Annotated in this window: 21 protein-coding genes; 9 read left to right on the top strand and 12 right to left on the bottom strand. The window is 70.9% G+C overall.

Annotated elements, in window-relative coordinates; all coding sequences use genetic code 11:
- The first annotated feature begins 22 nt into the window (after window positions 1-22).
- The 3 genes from ACIGEP_RS02270 to ACIGEP_RS02260 are packed head-to-tail and all read left to right on the top strand — an operon-like array spanning window position 23 to window position 2,563.
- Complete coding sequence (locus ACIGEP_RS02270; RefSeq protein ID WP_396660011.1) at window positions 23-580, top strand: TetR/AcrR family transcriptional regulator; 558 nt, start codon at window positions 23-25, stop codon at window positions 578-580.
- Window positions 577-1,707 carry a GDSL-type esterase/lipase family protein gene (locus tag ACIGEP_RS02265; protein WP_396660010.1) on the top strand — a complete coding sequence of 377 codons (1,131 nt, stop codon included), beginning with the start codon at window positions 577-579 and terminating at the stop codon, window positions 1,705-1,707. Before ACIGEP_RS02270 ends, ACIGEP_RS02265 begins: the two co-directional genes overlap by 4 nt.
- A gap of 31 nt (window positions 1,708-1,738) precedes the next feature.
- Entirely contained in the window at window positions 1,739-2,563 is an 825-nt protein-coding gene (locus ACIGEP_RS02260) for a hypothetical protein (RefSeq protein ID WP_396660009.1), read from the top strand.
- A gap of 63 nt (window positions 2,564-2,626) precedes the next feature.
- Here ACIGEP_RS02260 and ACIGEP_RS02255 read toward each other — a convergent pair whose 3' ends face one another.
- Window positions 2,627-2,767, bottom strand: a complete 141-nt coding sequence (locus ACIGEP_RS02255; protein ID WP_396660008.1) for a hypothetical protein — start codon at window positions 2,765-2,767, stop codon at window positions 2,627-2,629.
- Between the two features lie 161 nt (window positions 2,768-2,928).
- Here ACIGEP_RS02255 and ACIGEP_RS02250 point away from each other — a divergent pair, with 161 nt between their 5' ends.
- The gene (locus ACIGEP_RS02250) at window positions 2,929-3,300 is read left to right on the top strand and encodes a hypothetical protein (RefSeq protein WP_396660007.1); all 372 of its coding nucleotides are present in this window, start codon (window positions 2,929-2,931) and stop codon (window positions 3,298-3,300) included.
- Between the two features lie 7 nt (window positions 3,301-3,307).
- Here the strand turns inward: ACIGEP_RS02250 and ACIGEP_RS02245 are convergent, their stop codons facing one another.
- The 6 genes from ACIGEP_RS02245 to ACIGEP_RS02220 are packed head-to-tail and all read right to left on the bottom strand — an operon-like array spanning window position 3,308 to window position 9,969.
- On the bottom strand, window positions 3,308-4,204 hold the full coding sequence (locus ACIGEP_RS02245) for a TolB family protein (RefSeq protein ID WP_396660006.1): 897 nt from the start codon (window positions 4,202-4,204) through the stop codon (window positions 3,308-3,310).
- A gap of 15 nt (window positions 4,205-4,219) precedes the next feature.
- Complete coding sequence (locus ACIGEP_RS02240) at window positions 4,220-4,774, bottom strand: hypothetical protein (protein ID WP_396660005.1); 555 nt, start codon at window positions 4,772-4,774, stop codon at window positions 4,220-4,222.
- Between the two features lie 57 nt (window positions 4,775-4,831).
- The gene (locus ACIGEP_RS02235; RefSeq protein ID WP_396660004.1) at window positions 4,832-6,091 is read right to left on the bottom strand and encodes an MFS transporter; all 1,260 of its coding nucleotides are present in this window, start codon (window positions 6,089-6,091) and stop codon (window positions 4,832-4,834) included.
- Entirely contained in the window at window positions 6,088-7,116 is a 1,029-nt protein-coding gene (locus ACIGEP_RS02230) for an ABC transporter ATP-binding protein (protein ID WP_396660003.1), read from the bottom strand. Before ACIGEP_RS02230 ends, ACIGEP_RS02235 begins: the two co-directional genes overlap by 4 nt.
- 13 nt (window positions 7,117-7,129) lie before the next feature.
- Window positions 7,130-8,887 (bottom strand): ABC transporter permease, encoded by a 1,758-nt coding sequence (locus ACIGEP_RS02225; RefSeq protein ID WP_396660002.1) that lies wholly within the window; start codon window positions 8,885-8,887, stop codon window positions 7,130-7,132.
- Window positions 8,884-9,969 carry an extracellular solute-binding protein gene (locus ACIGEP_RS02220; protein WP_396660001.1) on the bottom strand — a complete coding sequence of 362 codons (1,086 nt, stop codon included), beginning with the start codon at window positions 9,967-9,969 and terminating at the stop codon, window positions 8,884-8,886. The genes ACIGEP_RS02225 and ACIGEP_RS02220 overlap by 4 nt, the downstream gene beginning before the upstream one ends.
- A 166-nt stretch (window positions 9,970-10,135) precedes the next feature.
- Between ACIGEP_RS02220 and ACIGEP_RS02215 the strand changes: the two genes are divergently transcribed.
- Together ACIGEP_RS02215 and ACIGEP_RS02210 are read left to right on the top strand one after the other, a co-directional pair.
- Window positions 10,136-10,828: a cysteine hydrolase family protein gene (locus ACIGEP_RS02215; RefSeq protein WP_396660000.1), complete on the top strand. Its 693-nt coding sequence runs from the start codon at window positions 10,136-10,138 to the stop codon at window positions 10,826-10,828.
- Window positions 10,825-11,421: a helix-turn-helix domain-containing protein gene (locus ACIGEP_RS02210; RefSeq protein WP_251579430.1), complete on the top strand. Its 597-nt coding sequence runs from the start codon at window positions 10,825-10,827 to the stop codon at window positions 11,419-11,421. The genes ACIGEP_RS02215 and ACIGEP_RS02210 overlap by 4 nt, the downstream gene beginning before the upstream one ends.
- A gap of 12 nt (window positions 11,422-11,433) precedes the next feature.
- Here ACIGEP_RS02210 and ACIGEP_RS02205 read toward each other — a convergent pair whose 3' ends face one another.
- Window positions 11,434-11,898: a hypothetical protein gene (locus tag ACIGEP_RS02205; RefSeq protein WP_396659999.1), complete on the bottom strand. Its 465-nt coding sequence runs from the start codon at window positions 11,896-11,898 to the stop codon at window positions 11,434-11,436.
- A gap of 189 nt (window positions 11,899-12,087) precedes the next feature.
- Between ACIGEP_RS02205 and ACIGEP_RS02200 the strand changes: the two genes are divergently transcribed.
- Window positions 12,088-12,369 carry a Fe-S cluster assembly protein HesB gene (locus tag ACIGEP_RS02200; protein WP_396659998.1) on the top strand — a complete coding sequence of 94 codons (282 nt, stop codon included), beginning with the start codon at window positions 12,088-12,090 and terminating at the stop codon, window positions 12,367-12,369.
- Between the two features lie 66 nt (window positions 12,370-12,435).
- Here the strand turns inward: ACIGEP_RS02200 and ACIGEP_RS02195 are convergent, their stop codons facing one another.
- Window positions 12,436-12,720 (bottom strand): hypothetical protein, encoded by a 285-nt coding sequence (locus ACIGEP_RS02195; RefSeq protein ID WP_396659997.1) that lies wholly within the window; start codon window positions 12,718-12,720, stop codon window positions 12,436-12,438.
- A 102-nt stretch (window positions 12,721-12,822) separates the two neighbouring features.
- Between ACIGEP_RS02195 and ACIGEP_RS02190 the strand changes: the two genes are divergently transcribed.
- Together ACIGEP_RS02190 and ACIGEP_RS02185 are read left to right on the top strand one after the other, a co-directional pair.
- On the top strand, window positions 12,823-13,419 hold the full coding sequence (locus tag ACIGEP_RS02190; RefSeq protein ID WP_396659996.1) for a hypothetical protein: 597 nt from the start codon (window positions 12,823-12,825) through the stop codon (window positions 13,417-13,419).
- A gap of 105 nt (window positions 13,420-13,524) precedes the next feature.
- A complete protein-coding gene (locus ACIGEP_RS02185) occupies window positions 13,525-14,928 on the top strand; it encodes a PepSY-associated TM helix domain-containing protein (RefSeq protein ID WP_396659995.1) in 1,404 nt (467 codons plus the stop codon).
- A gap of 20 nt (window positions 14,929-14,948) precedes the next feature.
- On the opposite strand, the gene ACIGEP_RS02180 is transcribed toward ACIGEP_RS02185, so the two are convergent.
- Genes ACIGEP_RS02180 through ACIGEP_RS02170 form a run of 3 tightly spaced genes read right to left on the bottom strand, consistent with a single transcriptional unit; the run spans window position 14,949 to window position 20,628 of the window.
- Window positions 14,949-18,359 carry an error-prone DNA polymerase gene (locus tag ACIGEP_RS02180; protein WP_396659994.1) on the bottom strand — a complete coding sequence of 1,137 codons (3,411 nt, stop codon included), beginning with the start codon at window positions 18,357-18,359 and terminating at the stop codon, window positions 14,949-14,951.
- Window positions 18,359-19,942, bottom strand: a complete 1,584-nt coding sequence (locus tag ACIGEP_RS02175; RefSeq protein WP_396659993.1) for a DNA polymerase Y family protein — start codon at window positions 19,940-19,942, stop codon at window positions 18,359-18,361. Before ACIGEP_RS02175 ends, ACIGEP_RS02180 begins: the two co-directional genes overlap by 1 nt.
- Window positions 19,942-20,628: a hypothetical protein gene (locus tag ACIGEP_RS02170; RefSeq protein ID WP_396660993.1), complete on the bottom strand. Its 687-nt coding sequence runs from the start codon at window positions 20,626-20,628 to the stop codon at window positions 19,942-19,944. The genes ACIGEP_RS02175 and ACIGEP_RS02170 overlap by 1 nt, the downstream gene beginning before the upstream one ends.
- Window positions 20,629-20,642 lie beyond the last annotated feature (14 nt).

Genomic DNA, 20,642 nt, shown 5'->3' with positions numbered 1-20,642 from the left:
AAAGGGTGTAGGTTAACTCCTCGTGCCCCGCGCGAACCTCTCCCCCGACGCCCTCACCCGGGCGGCGCTCGACCTCATCGACGACGACGGACCCGACGCGCTCTCGATGTCGGCGCTCGCGCGACGCGTCGGCGTGCAGACCGCCAGCCTCTACGCCCACGTCCGTGACCTCGCCGCGCTCCGCAGCGCCGTCCAGGCCGCCGTCTTCCACGAGCTCGCCGACACCATCGGCGACACTCCCACCCTCCGCGGCCTCGCGAACGCGCAACGTGCCTACGCGTTCGCTCGCCCGGCGCGCTGGGCGATGATCTCGCAATCGGTCGAACGCAATGAGATCACCGGGCCGGCGGCATCCCGCATCTCGGCGCTCGTCGTCGGCTCGCTCGGCGACTACGCGCTACCCGAGAGCGAGACCGTCCACGCGGTCCGCTTCGCGAGCGCCACCATCGCCGGCTACCTCGCCCTCGAATCCGCCTCATCGTTCGCCCACCGGGACGAAGCCACCGACACCTCCTGGAACCGCGCCCTCGACGGCCTCGACCGCGCCCTCCGCACCTGGACCACGAAAGACCCCGCATGATCGACATCACCCTCGACACCACGACCGTCCAGGGGCTCGCCGAGCTCGAACCCACCGACCGCGGCCTGCGCCCGCACCGACTGCCCGCCTGGGTCCGCACCCAGTACCCCGAGCCGCAACTCCTCGGCGTCGAGGCGCAGCCCGCCGGCGCACGCATCGCGGTGCGCACCGCGGCATCCCGCCTCGACCTCGACCTGCACTCGACGCGTGCCACCCTGCGCGGACTCTCGCGCCCGCGCGGACGCGTCGACGTCCGCATCGACGGCGCCCTGCACGCCAGCGTCGAGGTCGACGGCGGCGACACCCTCGACACCGACCCGGCCACCGGCATCCGTCAGCTCGTCGAAGGACCCGCGCAGCGCATCACCGTCGACGGACTCGACCCGCGCGACAAGCTCATCGAGCTCTGGCTGCCGCACAACGAGACGATCGAACTCATCGCGCTGCGCGCCGACGCGCCCGCCTCGCCCGACACGACCGAGCGCCCGCGCTGGGTGCACCACGGCAGCTCGATCAGCCAGGGGTCCAACGCGACCGAGCCGAGCTCCACCTGGGTCTCGCTCGCCGCCCGCCGCGCCGGACTCGACCTGCGCAACCTGGGCGTGGGCGGCAGCGCGCAGGTCGACCCGTTCATGGCGCGCGTCATCCGCGACGCCCCGGCCGACGTCATCAGCGTCGCGCTCGGCATCAACGTCGTCAACGCCGACGCCATGCGGCTGCGCGCGTTCGTCCCGGCCGTCCACGGCTTTCTCGACACGATCCGCGACGGCCACCCCGACACGCCCCTGCACCTCATCACGCCGATCTGGTGCGGCATCCACGAAGACACCCCCGGGCCCGGCATCATCGAGCCCGACTCGTTCGCCACCGGCACCCTGCTCTTCGGCGCGGCCGGCACCCCCGGCGACACCGCCGGCGGACGCCTCACGCTCCGCGTCATCCGCGACGCGCTCGCCGACGTCCACGCGCACCGCGACGACCCGCACCTGCATCTCGTCGACGGCCTCGCCCTCTACGGCGAAGCGGATGCCACCGCCCACCCGCTCCCCGACCGGCTGCACCCGAGCCCCGAGGCGCATCGCCTCATCGGCGAGCGCTTCGCGGATCGGGTTCTTCGAATCGTTTGAGGATCACCCCACCTGCCGATAGCGTGCGGGAATGAGCGCCGCGCAGAACATGACACGTCGGAGCGCAGCATCCGCTTGGGCAACCATCGCCGTCCTCGCGATCGTGACCACCGCTCTCACCGGTTGCACGGTCGACACGTCGGAGTCGGCTGCGGAACCGTCCGCCGCGCCGGCGGTCACCGAGGTGTCGAACGAGGCGAGGGCCGAGCAGCAGCAGGTCCGAGAGACCTGCGCCGCCTCACCGGAGCGTGCCGACACTGGACACCGCACCGGCGCGGACGGTGCGGTGTACGAGCGCGACGATGACGGACTCGCCACGATCTACGTCCTGGCAGTGAACGACACCCTGCAGGGCGTCGCGAACCGCTTCTGCCTCGATCTTGAGCAGCTCTACGAGACCTACGATCCGAACGCCACCACGCTCATCGCAGGCGAGCACATCGCCCTGCAGAAAGAGTCGCTCGCCGATGCCCGCCGCGCATCGGGCTATCTCTTTCCCGCGTGCCCGACAGACGAGACCGGGTATCCGATCGTCGCGTCCATCGGCTGGGAGCCGATTGAGTACAACTCCCCCGTCTCCCGCGCGAACGTCACGGGCGCACCGATCGACACCGGCGTCGCCTACGGCGCCAAGGGCACGAGCCGCTCCGACGCCGACGGCACCCTCATCGACTACACCGTCGCGGCGAACGACAACTGGCGCAGCATCCGCGACCGCTTCTGCTTCGATCTGTACTACCTGACCTCACTGACAGGCGAGTGGGCCGCCGAGCCCCCGGTCATCCACCCGGGCGACGTCATTCCGCTGCAACCGCGCTATCTCGAGATCGACACCGGCGCTCCGCCGGCCGAGTGACCTCAGCCCTTGAACGCCGCAAGCTGCAGCAGGTTCCGACCGTGTCGCTGAACACCGCGGTCGTCACCGGGCCGTGATCCACCGGCGGCTGCGTGAACTCCACACCGCCGCCGTCAGCCGGTCGTACTCGGCCGGCACGTCGTCGACACCGAGGACGAAGAACGGGATGCCGTCCTCGAGCAGCGCGTCGGTGAACGGCACCACCGCGGGGTGACCCTTCGGCTCGAGCGACAGCTGCGTGCCCTCGGGCGACGCCGGGTCGACGACGGTCAGTCAGCGGAACTCCCCCACCGGGAGGTCGTGATCACTTGCCTATCAAGATCCCGTTCTAGCGCGGCGGTTCCACCGGCCGATAGCGTGCGCTCGTGAGTCCTGCCACACGACCCCACGCGTCGTCTCGTCGAGCCGTCGCGATTCTCCTTGCGGCCACGACCTTGCTGCTGTCCGCCTGTGCTCCCACCTGGGAGCGCGCGGTCCCGGCCATCGGGCACGCGATGTGCTCCGACGACCCCGAGGTGATCACCATCACCTACGAGTCCGGGCGCGGAGTCGAGTCCGCCGAGGCGCGCCAGGCCGGAACGCTCGGGCAGGTCTTCCTCTCGGTTTATCTCACGGGCTCGGGCGCCTACCCGGCAGACACCTCGCCGGCGACACTGGTCACAGAACTCGACGGACCGCTCGATCATCGCTCGGTGGTCACCTTCGACGATCAACCCGTCCCCGAGGTCGACTGCTGACGCCGCCTCACCCCACCGGATAGTCGACGTACGCGAACCGCGATCCGTCCGGGGTCCAGCTGTTCACGTTGATCGTCCCCTGCCCCCCGAAGACTGTCGCGACGGTCTCGGGCTGCCCCCAGCGCCCGCCCCGCACGAGCCGCAGCTCGACCTCGAGATCGGCCGGGTGCCCGTGCGTTCCCGGCGGAAAGCTGATGTACACCGCATCGCGCCCCGTCGGCGAGGGGTGCGGGAACCAGTTCACCCGATCGTCGAACGTCAGCTGCTCGATGTGCGACCGGTCGCGGTGCATCCGCGCGATCTGCGCATGCCCCGGAGTCTCGGAGAACTGTTCGGTGTTCAGGTAGATCCATGACCCGTCCGGCGCCCACTCGCTGCCGTCGGCGACCTCGCCCGTCGTGAGCGGCTCGTCATCCGACCCGTTGATGCGCGCCGTGCGCAGGTCGGCCGACAGCACCCGTCCGTCCTCGATCGACAGCGCCGTGTAGGCGATCCACGCGGCATCCGGGCTCACCCCGTGCAAGAAGTGCATGAACGGGTCGTCCGGATTCGTGACGCGTACGGCCTCTCCCCCGGTGCGCGGCGCCCGGTAGATCTGTCCGTCGTTGGCCGACAGCAGGATGTCGCCCGTCCCCGGCACCAGCACGTGGTCGTTGTTGATGGGCGGGATGCCGAGAAGCGGCACTTCGCTGATGTCGCCACCGTCGGCATCCGCTTCGAGCGACCACAGCTTTCCCGCGCCGTTCAGGAGCAGGCCCTCGGGCGCCCAGTTCGGCGCTTCGAGCAGGATCTCGTCGGTCTCGAAGACGATTCGGTCGGTGCCGGTGACGACGTCGTAGACGTGGACGCGGCAGCGCTGCCGGTCGAGGGCGAAGTCGCGCGGAGGGAAAACGGTGATGGCCATGCCTCACCGTATCCGTCAGTGGTCCTCGTCGAAGCCTTCGTTCTGCGTGCGCATCTGCTCGATATGCGCCTTCGTCAGCTGATCCTCCGGTGTCTGCTGCACAACCGCCCATTCCGGGTCGTCCGCAGGACCGCCGAGGATGCACTCCTGGTAGTACTGACCGAACTCGTTCTCGGCGAGGATCGTGACGTACCACCGCGGCTCGACCGTCCGGTCGTACGCCGTCGATTCACCGATCTGCGTGTCGCCGGCGCCCAATCCGTTCCGCTGCTCGGCGGCGCACAGCTCTATGGCCTGCGTGCCGGCCATCCCCGCGGCATCCGGATCGGTGCTCGTCGGCGGTTCGACGGGACGCGTCGCCGGCGGACCGTCCGGGGTCGGTGTCGCACTCGGCGTCGGCGAGGCGGGGGTCGAGGTCGTCGGGGACGGAGCCGACGCGGTCGGTGCCGGTGAAGAGACGGATGCCGTCGGTGACGGCACGGGCTCGGGTGCGCAGCCCGCGAGCAGCAGCACCGCGACGGCGAGCGCGCCGGTGCATGCGCCGGCCGCCCGCATCCTCATCCGTGCCATGGTTGCCTCCCCGAGAGTTCGAGGCTCCAGTGTCTCACCGGAGGTCGTCGGGGGCCGTCACGCCACGGGTGGGCGACGAACCGTCCGACGGCTCCGGCGCCGCCGAGCACCGCGACGTGTGCCGTGATCGTGCGGGCGGGCGGCGACTGGCACGTAATCCGGCACCCAGCGCCAGAGCATCGTGGCGGCGATGACGCTGATGCCGGCGCCGATCCAGACGCTCGCCGACAGCATCCCGACCGCGACGCCGGCGGAGATGAGCGCCGGCCCGCCGGTGTCGCCGACATCTTGGAACACGCGCCACAGGCCGAGGTGGCGTGCCCGCGCGGGGCCGGGCGGCGCGACATCCGACCCGAGCGTCATCACGATGCCCGAGCCCAGCCCGTTGCCGACACCGAGCAGTGCGGCGACGGCCGCGAAGGACCAGAAGTCGGACGTCAACGGCAGCAGGCCGAAGGCTGCCGCCATCACCAGCATCGACGGGATGCCGACCCACAGCCGGCCCAATCGGTCCATGACCATGCCGGACGGGTAGAAGAGCAGCATGTCGAGCAGGTTCGACACCGCGAAGATCACACTCGTCGTGGTCGCATCGAAACCGAGGTGAGCCGCCCACACCGGCAGAACGGTCGTCCGGATGCCGCGGACCGCTCCGATGAGGAGGACCGAGGTGCCGAGCGTCGCGAACACTCGACCGCGACCGCCGGGGACCACTCGCGGCGCCGGCGGCGTGCTCGGCGCCGGCACGGCCTCGGGATCCGGGGTGAACTGGACGAAGAAATAGGCCGCAGCCGCGGCGGCGATCGCGACGGCGAAGCTCGCGCTCGCACCGAAGATGGCGACGACGACCGCACCGACGACGGGCCCGAGGAAGAGACCGATCCGGTGCACGCCGGCCAGCGTCGACAAGGCGCGCGCCCGCCGCTCGAACGGGACCACGTCGGTGAGGAACGAGTGCCGGGCGAGGTTGAACACGGCCCAGGCGGCCCCGGTCACAGCGATCGCGACGGCGAAGACCACCACCTCGTCGACGAGCCACGCGACGGCGAGCGCGGCGAGGGCGATCATCGTCGCGATGAGCATCGCACGGCGGTCACCGATCCGTGCGGCGAGCCACCCGGCCGGGATGTTGGCGACGAGCTTGCCGAAACCGAGCAGCGCCGTGATGAGCCCGGCGACCACCAGGGATGTCCCGAGTTCGAGCGAGCGCGTGACGATCACCGGCAGGACGGCGCCGATCCCGAGGTCGAACAGCAGTGCCGGTACGTAAGTCCCGAGGATGAGCGGGCGGACGAGACGTGGTGCCGTGACGCTCATGCGACGCGGACGGCATCCTTCTCGGCGAACGACAGCCCCGCCATCTGTCCCACTTCGACCGACGGCTCCGACGTCAGACTGACCCGCAGCGTCAGGTCGGACTCGTCGACGGCACGCCACCGCGTCGCGACCCGGTCGCCCATCCACTTCACCGATTCCAGGACGGCCGGGATGCCGCTGGCCACCGCCCCCACCGCGAACGCCTCGGGCCGCACGGCCACGGTCGCCGGTCCCACACCTGCTGCCGAACCCCGCACGGGAGTGCGCCAGCCGAGGACCGAGGCCTGGCCGGATGCGGTGGCGACCGCGGGCAGCAGGTTCGAGCGCGAGAAGAACGAAGCCGTGTAGGGGTTCTCGGGCGACTCGTACAGGTCCCGCACGGTGCCGTGCTCGACGAGCCGGCCGTCGGAGAGCAGCGCGACCTCGTCGGCGATGTCCATCGCCTCTTCGCGGTCGTGCGTCACCATGATGGTGGTCGCGCCCGCCTCGGTCACGATCCGTCGAACCTCCTCGCGCATCGCGGCACGCAGGTCGACGTCCAGCGCCGAGAACGGCTCGTCCAGCAGCAGGACCGCCGGGTCGACGGCGAGCGCCCGCGCGAGCGCGACACGCTGCGACTGGCCGCCGGACAGATCCGACGGGTGATCGTCCTTGCGGTGCGCGAGGCCGACCAGGTCGAGCATCTCGAGGGCGCGAGCCTTGGCTCCGGGGGCCCGACGCGACCGGAGTCCGTAGGCGACGTTCTCGAGCAGGGTGAGGTGCGGGAAGAGCAGGTGGTCCTGGAACACCAGACCGACGTTCCGGTGACGGGGTGCCGTCCGGGTCACGTCGCGGTCACCGAACACGATGCGACCGGAGCTGAGCGGCAGGAGCCCTGCGACCGCACGGAGCAGCGTGCTCTTGCCGCAGCCCGACGGACCGAGAAGGGCGAGCAGCCGCCCCTCACCCAGGCTGAGGCTGACGTCGTGGACGACCTGGTTGCCGCTGTAGGCGATGCAGGCGTCGTCGAGGGAGAAGGCAGTCATGGCAGGTGTCCGATCAGGAGAGGAGGCGCAGCGAGAGGTACCGCTGCCCCAGCGACAGGAGGAGCACCGCGACGATCGTCTGGAGCACGGCGTAGCAGGCGACGATCGGGTCGAGCTGCGACGTCATGTACTCCGACACGACGAGCGGGAGGGTGCGGGTGTGGGCGGTGCCGAGGAACAGCGACACCGGCAGGTTGATGAAGGAGAGGGTCAGACCGACCAGGCCCGCGCTCACCAAACCGGCCCGCAGCTGCGGCACCAGGATCCGCGCGAACGTGCGGGTGCTGCGGCTGCCGAGGGTGGCGGCCGCCTCTTCGAAGCGCGGATCGACGGTGTCGACGATGGGCTGCAGCGTGCGCAGGATGTAGGGCGCGACGACCAACGTGTGCGCGACGATGAGCACCGGCATCCCCATCGGCACATCGAGCGCCGAGACGAACTGGAGCAGGGCGAGGCCGATCACGATGTGCGGCACCATGTTCGGCAGAGACATGATGCCCGCCGCGATCGCCGACCGGCACCACCGGGGACCCCGCGTGACGGCGAGCCCGGCGGCCAGGCTCAGCGCCAATGCCAGCGCGCAGGCGGTGACCGCGACGATCAGGCTGTTGGTGATGCCCTGTCGGAACGGTTCGTACGCGAAGAACTGCGCGTACCAATAGAGGGTGAAGCCGCGGAACGGGGCGGGGAACGCGCTGGTCGCGTTGACCGACTGGACCGCGGTCAGCAGCAGCGGAGCGTTGAGGAACAGACCCGCCGTCCCGAGCACGGCCCACGAGACGCCGCGGGGCAGGAGCACGGCGGGGCCGGTGCCGGACTCCCGGTACGAGCTCGTCCGAGTCGCCCGGGCCGTCAGGCGCACGTAAACGACGAGCGCGACGACGCACGCCAGCACGACGATCACGCCCAGGGCGGATGCGAGGTGGTGCGTCATCGTCGCGATCATCTGACGGATGGCGGTCGCCGCCACCAGCACCCGGTCACCGCCCAGGAACTGCGCGGCGACGAACGATCCGATGCTGAGGGTGAAGGCGAGCAGGGACGCGCCGAAGGTCGCGTTGCGGGTCATCGGCCAGGTCACGGTGCGGAAGCCGCGCCACCAGCCGGCACCGAGGGTCAGGCTGACCTGCTCGAGGGAGCGCGACACCCGCGACATGGCCGGTGCGATCGTGAGGACGACGAACGGCAGTACGAAGTGGATGGTTCCGACCGTCATCGCGAACTCCGTCTGGAGCAGTCGCTGCGGCTCGACGCCGAACAGGCCCGGGATCGCGTTGACGACCTGGTAGCCGATGCCGCCGGCGGCGAACAGCCCCATCCAGCCGATCACGGTCACGAGCGGGCCGGTGAGCATGGACGCGAGGAGTACGACCGTCCACCACTGCTGAGCACGGCGACCCATGCCCCGCAGTGCGAAGGCGATGAGGTAGCCGGCCACGACGGAGACGAGGGTCGACGTCAGCGACACCCGGGCGGTCCGCCACAGCATCTCCTGGTTCGTCGGCTCTGCGAAGAGGTACGCGTAGTTCGCGAACGCACCCTCGTGCCCGAACAGCGCCATCGCCGGCTCCGCCTCGAGGCTGCTGAGGACGAGCGATCCGACCGGCACGCCGAGCAGCACGAGAACCGCCGCCGAGAACACGACGATTCCCGCGCCGGAGGCTCCGATCCGCCGATGGCCGGCGCCGGAGCGACGCCGGCCGCGGTGCACCGGCTCGCCGGCGGCCACGACCGCCGGCGAGTCCTGTGCGGGTGCGGGAGCGAGGGTCACCACTCCGGCACCACCCGGGTGGTGATCAGCTGCGTGAGCCCCGGCCGCAGTTCGGCGAGCGCGGCGTCGTCGAAGAAACGGACCTCTTCGCCGAGTTCGTCCTGGGCGGGCACCGTGTCGGCGACCGACTCGGGCACCTCGACGGCGGTGTTCGCCGGCGTGTGGAACAGCGCCTCCGACAGCTCCTCCTGGTTCTCGGGCTCGAGCATGAGCTCGATGAACGCGGAGGCGAGTTCGGTGTCGCCGCCGTCGACCATCGACATGACCGACAGCGATCCGATGGCACCCTCTTCGGGGTAGACGAAGGTCACGTCGTAGTCGCCCGTCGAGTTCATGAGGTTCGCGTACATCGAGTACTCGACCGCGACCGAGACCTCGCCGGACGCGGCCAGCGGTGCCCAATCCGTGTAGAACATCGACGTCGTCGCCGGCTCGAGCTGCGCGAGCGCCTCGATACCCGGGTCCAGGTCGTCCATGCCGCCGCCGTTCAGCTCGGCGGCGATCGTCGCGAACTGCGGCATGTGTCCGTGCGCGGCGCCGGGGACGGCGATCTTGCCGGCGTACTCGTCCGACCAGAGGTCTGCCCACGACGTCGGCGGGGTGTCGACCGCGCCGTTCACGTAGGCGATGCCCATGGCGTACGCGCCGAAGGCCACGCCGTACTCGCCCTGGACCGCCCAGTCGGCGACGTCGGCGAGAGCGGGCACGGCGTCGGCGGCGAGGGGTGCGAGAACACCCGCCGTCTCGGCGGTGGAGGTCAGCTCGCCGTTGTTGATCATGACGTCGACGCCCGAGCCGGAGCCCTGACTGATCACCTTGTTGACACGGTCGGTCGAGCTGCCCGTGTCGAAGACGAGCTTCGCACCGGTCTTCTCGGTGAACTCGTCGGCGATGGCGGCCGTGATGGTCTCTTCGTAGAGACCGCCCCATACCGAGACGACGAGCTCGTCGCCGCTGGACGCGGAGGTCGTGCCGTCGGCGACCGGAGCGCCTTCGGGAGCGGAGCAGCCGGCCAAGGCCAGAGCGGAGCCGGCGGCGAGCAGGGTGAGGGTGGTGCGACGCGGGGAGTACGGGCGACTCATGGCGATCCGATCGTCGGAGGGGTGGGATTGACGGCCAAGTTAGGAGCGCAATGTGTCGTCGGTGTAACAAACAGCGGATCTGGTTGTAACGGATTCCAGCTGGAGTGAAATTCACCGAAGGCGCGATGGCATCATCGAAGGACCGCCCCATCGAGATCGGAGCACGATGACGACCTACTACGTCCGCGGCCAGCGCAAGGACTTCCCCGAGAACCCGTTCTTCCAGGAGTACCTGGATCCGCGCCGGACGGCCGTCGTCTCGATCGACATGCACGAGGGGCACCTCGCGGACGATCCGATGACACCCGCCCCCTCCCCGCGCGGCCGAGCGATCATCGACGCCGTCGACGCCTTCCACGACGAGGCGCGCGCGCTCGGCATCCCGATCATCCACGTGCGTTCGAGCATTCGGCCCTCCGGTGTCGACGAGGGCATCCCCTCGGCCTGGCGCGCCATCGTCGCCGAGCGTGACAACCCGCCGGTGAACGTCGCCGAGCACGCGATCGAAGGCTCCCGGTGGGCGCGCTTCTCGACGCGCATCGAGCCCGGCGACGAGCTCGTCACCACGAAGAAGCGCTTCTCGGCGTTCTACCCCACCGACCTCGACTTCCTGCTGCGGCAGATGGGCGTGCGCACGATCGTCCTCAACGGCGTGCTCTCGCACTGCTGCGTCCTCAACACCGCATTCGACGCGCAGAACCTGGACTATCGTGTGATCGCGCTGCCCGACGCCTCCGCCGGGCTCGACGAGGAGATGGAGAAGGCCGCGATGGACATCATTTCGCTCCACCTGGGTGTCGTGATGGATGCCGCCGAGCTCACCGCCGCATGGGCGGCGCGCAGCGCCGTGGTCGCATGACGGATCAGCTCGCCCTCGCCCCCACCACTCGCGACCTCGAATCCACCCTCGCGGTGATCGGGTCGCGCGTACGCAGCCTGCGACGGGAACGACAGCTCACGATCGTCGAGCTCGCCGCGATGACGGAGCTGAGCGTCTCGATGATCAGCACGGTCGAGCGCGGTCAGACCGCGCCGTCGTTGACGACACTGCACGCCCTCGCCGAAGCGCTCGAGGTTCCACTCGCGTCGCTGTTCGTCGTCGGGATGACCACCGAGAGCCCGGTCGTGCCCCTCGACCAGCAGACCGAGTGGGAGACGGCCGGCGGCGCCACTCGCCGGCTCGCGGTCGACAATCTCGAGCTGGGCGTCGAGATGTACGTCGATACCTATGAGCCTGGCGACACCCATAACCGGCAGCCCTCCCACCACCGGGGGTACGAGTTCGGCCTCGTCGTCGACGGGACGCTCACCGTGGCCCTCGACGACGAGAAGCATCAGGTCGGCCCGGGCGACGCCGTGCACTACGTCGCTCAACGGAATCACCTCATCAGCAACGAAGGCGACGAAACCGTCCGCGCCGTGTGGTTCAACCTGCGCCGCCGGTCGAGCTAACGGCATCCGCTCTCACCGGAGGTCGTCGGGGGTCTGACCTTCCTCGCGCGCGTTGAACCACCCGAGCCAGCCGGTGCCGGCCTCGAGGACCTCGTACGGTCCGCATGCGAACGCCTCCGTCGGGAGCGGTTCGCCGAGGCTGCCGTAGCGGCTGTCGAACGGCAGCCCGACACGGTCCGTCTTCTCGCAGCCCTCCGGAGCGCCGCCACCCTCGACGGCGATGACGGAGTTGGTCTCGTTGTTCGTCGCGGTGTTCTTGATCTTCGTAGCGTCCGCCGGAATCCACGCCGGCACGGCGACACCGACCCAGCCCTTCTCGGCGTCGGCGCGACTGCCGAACTCTTCGGATTGCACCTTCTCGAGCACATCCATGGGGTTGCACGCGGCGAGGGTCAGGGCCAGGAGCGGGGCGACGAGGCCGACGGCAGCGGCGAGACGGAGACGGCGGGACGAGGCGGATGCGGCGCGGTGGGACATGACTCCAGCCAAGCCGCTGCGCCGCGCCGGGGAATCGGCCCGCGTGATGATCTGGGTACGCCGGGCGGATGATCCCTCAACCTCCGTAAACCGTGTGAGTGCCGCCGCAAGGTGTGTCAGCGGTTGCGGCATCCGCTCATTCTCGGAATCGTGGCCCCCTCACGCACGCAATCCACGGAAGGGAGCATCATGCTCACTCTCACCGAGAACGCCAGCACCGCCGTCAAGAGCCTCGCCTCGCAGATCCCCACTGAGACCGGTGGACTCCGCATCGCAGAGGCCGCAGACCCGCAGAACGGGTACGCCCTGTCCCTCGCCCCGGCTCCCGCCGAGGGTGACACCGTCGTCGAGAGCGACGGCGCGCGAGTGTTCGTCGAGCAGGCCGCCAGCGTTGCGCTCGACGACCGCATCCTCGACGCCCGTCTCGAAGAGGACGGCTCCGTCGGCTTCGCCCTCGCGCAGGCCGTCTGACCCCCAGATTTCCCGAGAGCCCCGGACCGGTCGGTTCGGGGCTCTCGTGCGTTCAGGCTCGCGTCGTCACGCCATGCGGTCGAGTCGAGCCTTCGCCTTCGCGGGACGCGCGATCGCCTGCACACTTGCGACGATGCAGGCGCCGCTCGTCGCGAGCAAGACCACGGCTCCGATCAGCATCAGGACGCCCAGGACGATCACCGGCATCGGGTTGGTGATGAACAGCACCCCGAGGATCGCGAATCCCGCCGCCACGACGAGGAACACGAGGCTGATGAAGATCGCGATGAACGCACCCGAGCCCATCTGCGTGCGCTGCACCGCTGCGGTGCGTTGTGCCTGGTTCGACATGGTGTCCTCCGACCGTTGAGCGTCCCCTCACGCTACGTGCGCTGACCGCGGTGACCCCAGGGGTTGCAATCCCGACGGGAACACTCCTGCGATGATGGACCCGTGCGCCCGTCCCGTCTCTCCCGCGTCGTACGCGGCGCGGTCGCGGCATCCGTCGCCACCTGGGCGGCGCTCCTCTCGCACGTCGCGGCCGGCGGGCAGATGCCGGGATGGCTCGGCATCACCGTTCCGCTCGTCCTGTCGATCGCCGTCTGCACCGCCCTCGCCGGACGCCGCCTCTCGCTCCTCCGGCTCGCCCTCGCGGTGACCGCGAGCCAGGTGCTGTTCCACACCCTCTTCGTCCTCGGCGCCGTCACCCCGTCGGGCGCGACGCACGCGCATCACCTGCTGCCGATGACGAGTGCCGCGGCCCCCACCGCCGCGATGCACGCCGATCCCCTCATGTGGGTCATGCACGGCGTCGCCGCCGTCCTCACCGTCGCCGTGCTGCACCGCGGCGAGCACGCCGCCCGCCGCCTGCTCGCCGTCGCGGCGGGCCTCGCCCGCTGGGCGCGTCGCCGCATCCTCGCGGCCGTCCTCGCCCTCGGCGCCGCCGACCGGCCCACGCTGCCCGCAGCACCCGACGTCGTGCCGGCGCTGCGCTCGGTCGCCCTCCGGGTTCCCGCCCGACGCGGACCCCCGCGCGCGCTGACGATCTGACACGCGCCGCCTCCCCGCTCTCGACGACGGATGCCGCGGCGCGCCGCGCCGTCCCTCGGCGCGCCCCCTCGCCGCCTCGGCATCCTCTTCTTCTCGAAAGCGATCATGACCGCCACCCTTCCCACCCCTCCGTCCTCTCCCCCGCGACCCGCGTCACGCCCCGGCTGGTTCGGCGCACTGCTCGTGCGTCTGCACTTCTATGCCGGCATCCTCGTCGGACCGTTCATCCTCGTGGCCGCGCTCAGCGGCGCGCTCTACGCGATCGCGCCGACGATCGAGCAGGCCGTGTACGCGCGCCAGCTGCACGCGCCGGCGACCGACACCCCGCTGACCCTCGGCGAGCAGGTCGAGATCGCCGAATCCCACGTCGGCGACGCGGCGACACTGTCGGCCGTCCGCCCCGCACCCGAAGCGGGCGACACGACCCGCGTGATGTTCGCGCAGGACGGTCTCGGCGCCAGCGAATCGCGCGCCGTGTTCATCGACCCCGGCACCGGTGAGATCCGCGGCGACGAGACCGTCTACGGCACGAGCGGGTCGCTCCCGCTGCGCACCGAGATCAGCACGTTCCATCGCAACCTGGGGCTCGGCGAACCCGGTCGCCTGTACAGCGAGCTCGCGGCATCCTGGCTCGGCATCGTCGTCGTGGCGGGCGTGATCCTCTGGGTGATCCGCATCCGCGAGGCCCGCGCGAAGAAGGACTTCGTGCGCCCGTCGCGGAAGCTCACGGGGTACCGCCGGCTGTTCAGCTGGCACACCTCGGTCGGAATCTGGGTCGCCCTGGGCGCCGTGTTCCTCTCGGCGACGGGCATCACCTGGTCGACCTACGGCGGACAGAACGTCACCGACCTGCGTGCCGCGCTCGACTGGAGCACGCCCGCGGTGTCGACCAGCCTCGGAGCGGAGACCACGCAGGATGAGCACGCCGGCCACGGCGCGGCATCCGCTGCTCTCGAGGTCGACCCGGCCGTCTTCGACGACGTGCTGGCGGCGGCGCAACGCGTGAACATCGACACGGGCCTCGTTCAGATCACGCCACCCGCTGCTGCCGACCAGGCGTGGAAGGTGCAGGAGATCGACCGCGGCTTCCCGGGGCACCTCGATGCCGTGGCGATCGACGGCGCGACGCTGCAGCCCGTCGACCGGGTGGACTTCGCCGACTTCTCCCTGCCCGCGAAGCTCGCCTCGTGGGGCGTCTCGATCCACATGGGCACGATGTTCGGCGTCGCCAACCAGATCGTCATGCTGCTGCTCGCCGTCGGTATCGCCGGCATGGTCGTGCTCGGCTACGCCCTGTGGATCAAGCGCCGCCCGACGAAGACCGCGCGGGTCGGGACGCCGCCGCGCCGCGGTGTGCTCGACGGCGCCCCCTGGTGGGGTGTCACCGCCGTCGTCGTCGGTGGGGTCGCCCTCGGCCTCGCGCTGCCGGTCCTCGGCTGGACGCTCGCCGCGTTCGTCGTGATCGACGTCGCGGTCGACGCGGCGCAGCGAAGGCGCGCGACCGCGTGACGCATGGGGTGCGGCACCGCTCACCGGAAGTCGCGCGACCGGTGCTGCACCCCGACCCGCAGATCCTCGAACGCGTCGGCGACGAGGTTCGTCACCCCCTCGGGCGAGCGCTCGAGCATGCCGCGCGCGATGAGCGCGGGACTGTCGCGCAGGATGCGGCGGTACCTGTTCCACACCCCGACCGAGCAGATGACGTTCATGACGCCGTGCTCGTCCTCGAGGTTCAGGAACGTGATGCCGGATGCCGTCGCCGGCCGCTGCCGGTGCGTCACCAGACCCGCGACCTCGATGCGCCTGCCCACCTCGTGCTCGCGCATCCCACGTGAGGTGATCACCCCGCGCGCGTCGAGCTGCGAACGGTAGTGCGTCAGCGGATGGTCATCGGCCGACACCCCCGTCGCCCACAGGTCCGCCGCGAGCACGTCGTAGCTCGACTGGTCGGGGAACAGCGGCGGCTGCACCGACACGAGCGACCCCTCGAGGAACTCCTGCCGGTCTTGCGCGGCATCCCCCGCCAACCAGATGCCCTCGCGCCGCGTGATCCCGAGGCTCTCGAACGCGCCCGCCGTCGCGAGCGCCTCGAGCTGCGCCGCCGTCGCCCCCGTCCGCCGCACGAGGTCGCGCAGGTCCCGGTACGGACCGGATGCCTCGCGCTCGGTCACGATCTTCGTCGCCAGCGGCACGCCGATCCCCGTGATCGACGCGAGCCCCAGCCGCACCGCGAAGTTCCCGTCCCGCCGGTGCGCCGCCGACTCGTCGGGCAGCGACCGGTCGAAGGTCGGCACCGGCGGCTGGAGGCGGTCGGTGCAGGAGTCCCGGCCCGTCGGAGCGCGGCGGTGCGTGTCGCCCGCACCCACCGGCTCGATCCCCGCATCCACCCCCGAGGCGTGCAGGTCCGGACGGCGCACCTCCACCCCGTGCCGGCGGGCGTCGGCGGTCAGGGTGGCGGGCGAGTAGAAGCCCATCGGCTGCGCGCGCAGCAGCGCCGCGAGGAACGCCGCCGGGTAGTGCAGCTTCAGCCACGACGACGCGTAGACCAGCAGCCCGAACGACAGCGAGTGGCTCTCGGCGAAGCCGAAGTTCGCGAACGCCTGGATCTTCACGTAGATGTCGTCGGCGGCTTTGCCGGTCAGGCCGTTGCGGGCCATCCCCTCGTACAGCTTCTTCTTGAGCGAATCGATCCGCTCGATCCCGCGCTTCGACCCCATGGCACGGCGCAGCAGGTCGGCATCCTCCCCCGACAGATCACCGACGGCCATGCCCATCTGCATGAGCTGCTCCTGGAACACCGGGATGCCGAGCGTCCGCTCCAGCACCGGCTCGAGCTTCGGGTGCGCGTAGGTGATCTTCTCGTCGCCCAGCTTGCGCCGCACGAACGGGTGCACCGCGCCACCCTGGATCGGCCCCGGCCGGATGAGCGCGATCTCGACCACGAGGTCGTAGAACTTCCGCGGCTGCAGACGGGGCAGCAGCCCCATCTGAGCCCGCGACTCGACCTGGAACACCCCGATCGAGTCGGCGCGGCACAGCATGTCGTAGACCGCCGCCTCCTCCTTCGGCATCGCATCGAGGTTCCACCGCTCCCCCGTCGCCGCCTCGATCATGTCGAAGCAGTACTGGAGGGCGGCGAGCATCCCGAGCCCCAGCAGGTCGAACTTCACGAGCCCCATCCACGCCGCGTCGTCCTTATCCCACTGGATGACGGTGCGGTTCTCCATGCGCGCGTGCTCGATCGGCACGACCTCGCCGACGGGGCGATCGGTCAGCACCATGCCCCCCGAGTGGATGCCGAGATGTCGCGGCGCCTTCAACAGCTCACCTGCGTACTCGACCACCCGATCCGGGATGTCGTGGTCGGCGGGGCTGTCGAGCGTCGCCCCCCAGCGTTCGACCTGCTTCGACCAGGCATCCTGCTGCCCCGGCGAGTGCCCGAGGGCTTTCGCCATGTCGCGGATCGCATTCTTCGGCCGGTACTGGATGACGTTCGCGACCTGCGCCGCCCGCTCGCGTCCGTAGGTCTCGTAGACCCATTGGATGATCTCCTCGCGCCGGTCCGAATCGAAGTCGACGTCGATGTCGGGCTCCTCGTCGCGCAGGGCCGACAGGAACCGTTCGAACGGCAGATCGTAGAAGATCGAGTCGATCGCGGTGATGTCGAGCAGGTAGCAGACGGCACTGTTCGCGGCGGACCCCCGTCCCTGACAGAGGATGCCGCGGCGCCGCGCCTCTTGCACGATGCCGTGCACGATGAGGAAGTACCCCGGGAAATCCTTCTGCTCGATGACCCCCAGCTCCTTCTCGATGCGCGCGCGGTTGGCGTCGGTGGCATCCGGATACTTGCGGGGCACCGCCTCCCACACGAGGTGCCGCAGCCACGTCATCGGGGTGTGCCCCTCGGGAACCTGCATCTTCGGGAGCGCGGGCTTTGCTCGCCGCAGCGGGAACGCGAGCGCCTCGGCGAGCTCGACGGTGCGCTCGATCGCGCCCGGGTACCGCCGGAACCGCCGCGCCATCTCGACCCCCGACCGTAGGTGCGCGCTTGCGTGCGCAGGCAGCCAGCCGTCGAGCTCATCGAGTCCACGGTTCGCCCGCACCGCCGCGACCGCCGCCGCGAGGTGCACTTTCTCGGGCACGGCGTAGTGCACGTTGTTCGTCGCGACGACGGGCAACCCCCGCTCGTCCGCGAGCGCGGCGAGCACATCGTTGTCGCGCGAGTCCGTCGGAGCGCCCTGGTCGATGAGCTCGATCTCGACCCGGTCGGCCCCGAACAGGTCGACGAGCCGGTCGAGCTCGTACGCCGCGGCGGCCGGCCCGTCGGCGGCGAGCGCCTGCCGGACGGCGCCCTTGCGGCATCCGGTCAACACCTGCCAGTGCCCGCCGGCCCGATCGGCGAGATCGTGCAGATCGTAGACCGGGCGCCCCTTCTCGCCGCCCGACAGCTGCGCGTGCGTGATGGCGGCGGCGAGCCGGTGGTACCCCTCCTCGCCGCGGGCGAGCACCAGCAGGTGCGTGCCGTGCGGATCGGGCTCGCCGTTCTGCGGACCGGGGAGCCCCAGCGACAGCTCCGCGCCGAAGACGGTCTGCAGCTGCAGGTGCTCGGCCGCCTCGGCGAACCGGACGATGCCGTAGAACCCGTCGTGGTCGGTGATCGCGAGGGCGTGCAGGCCCAGGCGCTCGGCCTCTTCGACGAGGTCCTCGGGCGAGGACGCCCCGTCGAGGAACGAGAACGACGAGTGCGCGTGCAGCTCGGCGTAGGGCACGACATCGCGCGGCCGCTCGATCTCGGGCGTCCGGTACGTGCCGCGCTTGTGCGACCACGCCGGACTGTCGCCGCCGTCGGCGCCCGCCGGAGCCCCCTCGGGGCGGCGCCGGTCGCTGAGGATCCGCTCCATCTCCGACCACGAGACCGACGGGTTGTTGCCCCACCCCATCAGTCGTACCTGCCCTCGGCGTGCCAGACGCCCTCTTCACACACCAGCAGCCACGCCGTCTGCGCCTCGTCGACGACCTGGAACCGGTGCGCGCGACGCGTGCGCGCGGCATCCCACCCCCGCTCCATGACCGGCCACGGCCCCGCCCACGAAGAGATGCGACGCGGATGCCGGGGCTTGCGCGCCCCCGACGCGTCGGGCGCTCCGGGGAGGATCAGCGCGATCGGCTCGGCCGTCAGCTCGCCACGGCCGTCGACGGCGACCATGTCGTCGTCGCGATCGATGACGGCGACCGGTACCGGCTCGGGGAACACGGTCGCCGGCAGCGGGTCGGGCAGGCTCCCCGGCCACGGCCGCGCCCGCTCGGCGATGACGGCACGGTCCCCCCACGGTACGAGCACCTGCCGCTCCGCGAGCCAGCGCCCACCCCCGACCTGCGGGGTGACCACCCCGGTGTGCCCGAGCATCGCCTGCACCCGCGACAGAGCGGAGTGCACACGCTCCTCAGGGCCCGAGCCGAACAGCCCCGTCACGTGATGGGATGCCGCGTCCACCTTCTCGGGCGCGATCCGCACCTTTGCGACGGCACTCTTCAGCCCGCGCTCGGCGAGCTGCCAGCGCACCCGATCGACGACGGCGGCCGCATCGAACGCCCCCGGATGCAGCCACACGCGCTCGCTGTGGTCGCCGCGGTCGCCCGTCAGCGCGACGCGCAGCTCGGTGCAGACGAGGTCGACGGCGCCGAGCCCCGAGATGAACTGCTCCGCCGCCAGTCGGATGCCGAACGCGACCTGGTCGGCGATCTCGAGCGGCGGCTCGAAGCTCACCTCGCGTTCGAGTTCGGGTGGGGGTGTGCGCGGCTGCACCGGCTGCGAGTCGAGCCCCGACGCCAGCGCGTGCAGCCGAGCCCCGCGGGGACCGAGGCGTTCGACGAGCCGCTGCGGCGGCAGCGCGGCGAGTTGACCGAGCGTGTGGATGCCGAGACGCGCGAACAGGCTCGCGATCCCCTCGTCTTCGAGCGCCGACACCGGCAGCGGCGACAGGAACGCGGCCGCCGCGCCCGGCGGCACGATCCGCAGCGGAGCGTCGGTGCCGGTCGCCCGCGCCGCCTGCTCCGCCGTGAACGGGCCGTCGCCCACCCCCGCCCGCACATCGTGCACGCCGAGCTCGGCCAGCGCGCCGGTGAGCGCCGTCGCCGCGCCCGCTTCGCCGCCGTAGAACCGTGCCGGCCCTTTGACCCGCAGGGCGCACAGTCCCGGTTCGCGCAGCTGCACACCGGGGGCGATCTCCTCGAGCCGGGCGATGAGGGGAGCGAACGTGCGGTGGTCGCGCGCGTCGTCGGCGTCGACCACCTGCAGCTGCGGGCACCGCGCCTGCGCATCGCGGCGCCGCATCCCTCGTCGCACCCCGTCGCCGCGTGCGGCCGGCGAGGTCGCCGCAACCATCCCCTTGGCGAACACGGCGATCGGCTGCGCGGAGTCGGCGAGCCCCTCGCGGGCGAGCGCGACGACCGGCCAGTCCGGCACCCACACGACGAGGCTGCGGACCGGCGCGGTGCCGGTGTCGACGAGTGCGGGATCCATCAGCTCACCGCCCGCATCGGCAGATCGACCACCGGGGCGACGGGCTGCTCGCGCACCGCGATCGCGCCGTCCGGGGCGGGCAGCAGCATCCGCGACGACCGCGGCACCGGAAAGCGCCGGCTCGTCACGGTGACGGTCAGCTCGCGCCCCTCGAGCACGCCGTACCCGTCGCCGAGACCCGACCACTGGGCATCCGTCACATCGATCATCGCCTCGGTCTGCGGCCACGGACCCTGCACGAGCAGCACGACCCCGCGCTCGCGCATGCGTGCCGCGAGCCGCGAGATCTCGGCATCCTTCGCCCGTGACGGCGGACGCACCGCGACCACCGGCAGCACGTCGGCGATCGTCGCGGTCACCGCGAGCCAGCGCGGCCCCGGCTCGGGGATCAGCACGAGGTGCGTCAGGTCGACCCCCGCCTTCTCGGCCGCCTCGGCGCCGAACCCCGGCATCCCGACCACACCGCACCAGCTGCCCGTCTGCGACGGCTGCGCCAGCAGACCGAACAGCAGCGACATCGAGCCACCGATCGCATACGACGAACCGGGGCGCAGTCCCCCGCCCGGCAGCAGCTCGGCCAGGGCAGGATGGGTGGGAAGGGGCGGCGCATCGAGCTTGCGCCCCTGGATCTGGGCCATCTGCGCACGCAACCGCTGCACCTCTTGGGCAGTGGCGGTGGTGCGCACGATGGATCTCACCT

This window comes from Microbacterium sp. NPDC077663, from assembly GCF_044542795.1.
In the GTDB taxonomy this organism is placed as follows: Bacteria; Actinomycetota; Actinomycetes; order Actinomycetales; family Microbacteriaceae; genus Microbacterium.
This window is presented reverse-complemented; position numbering and strand designations above follow the sequence as displayed.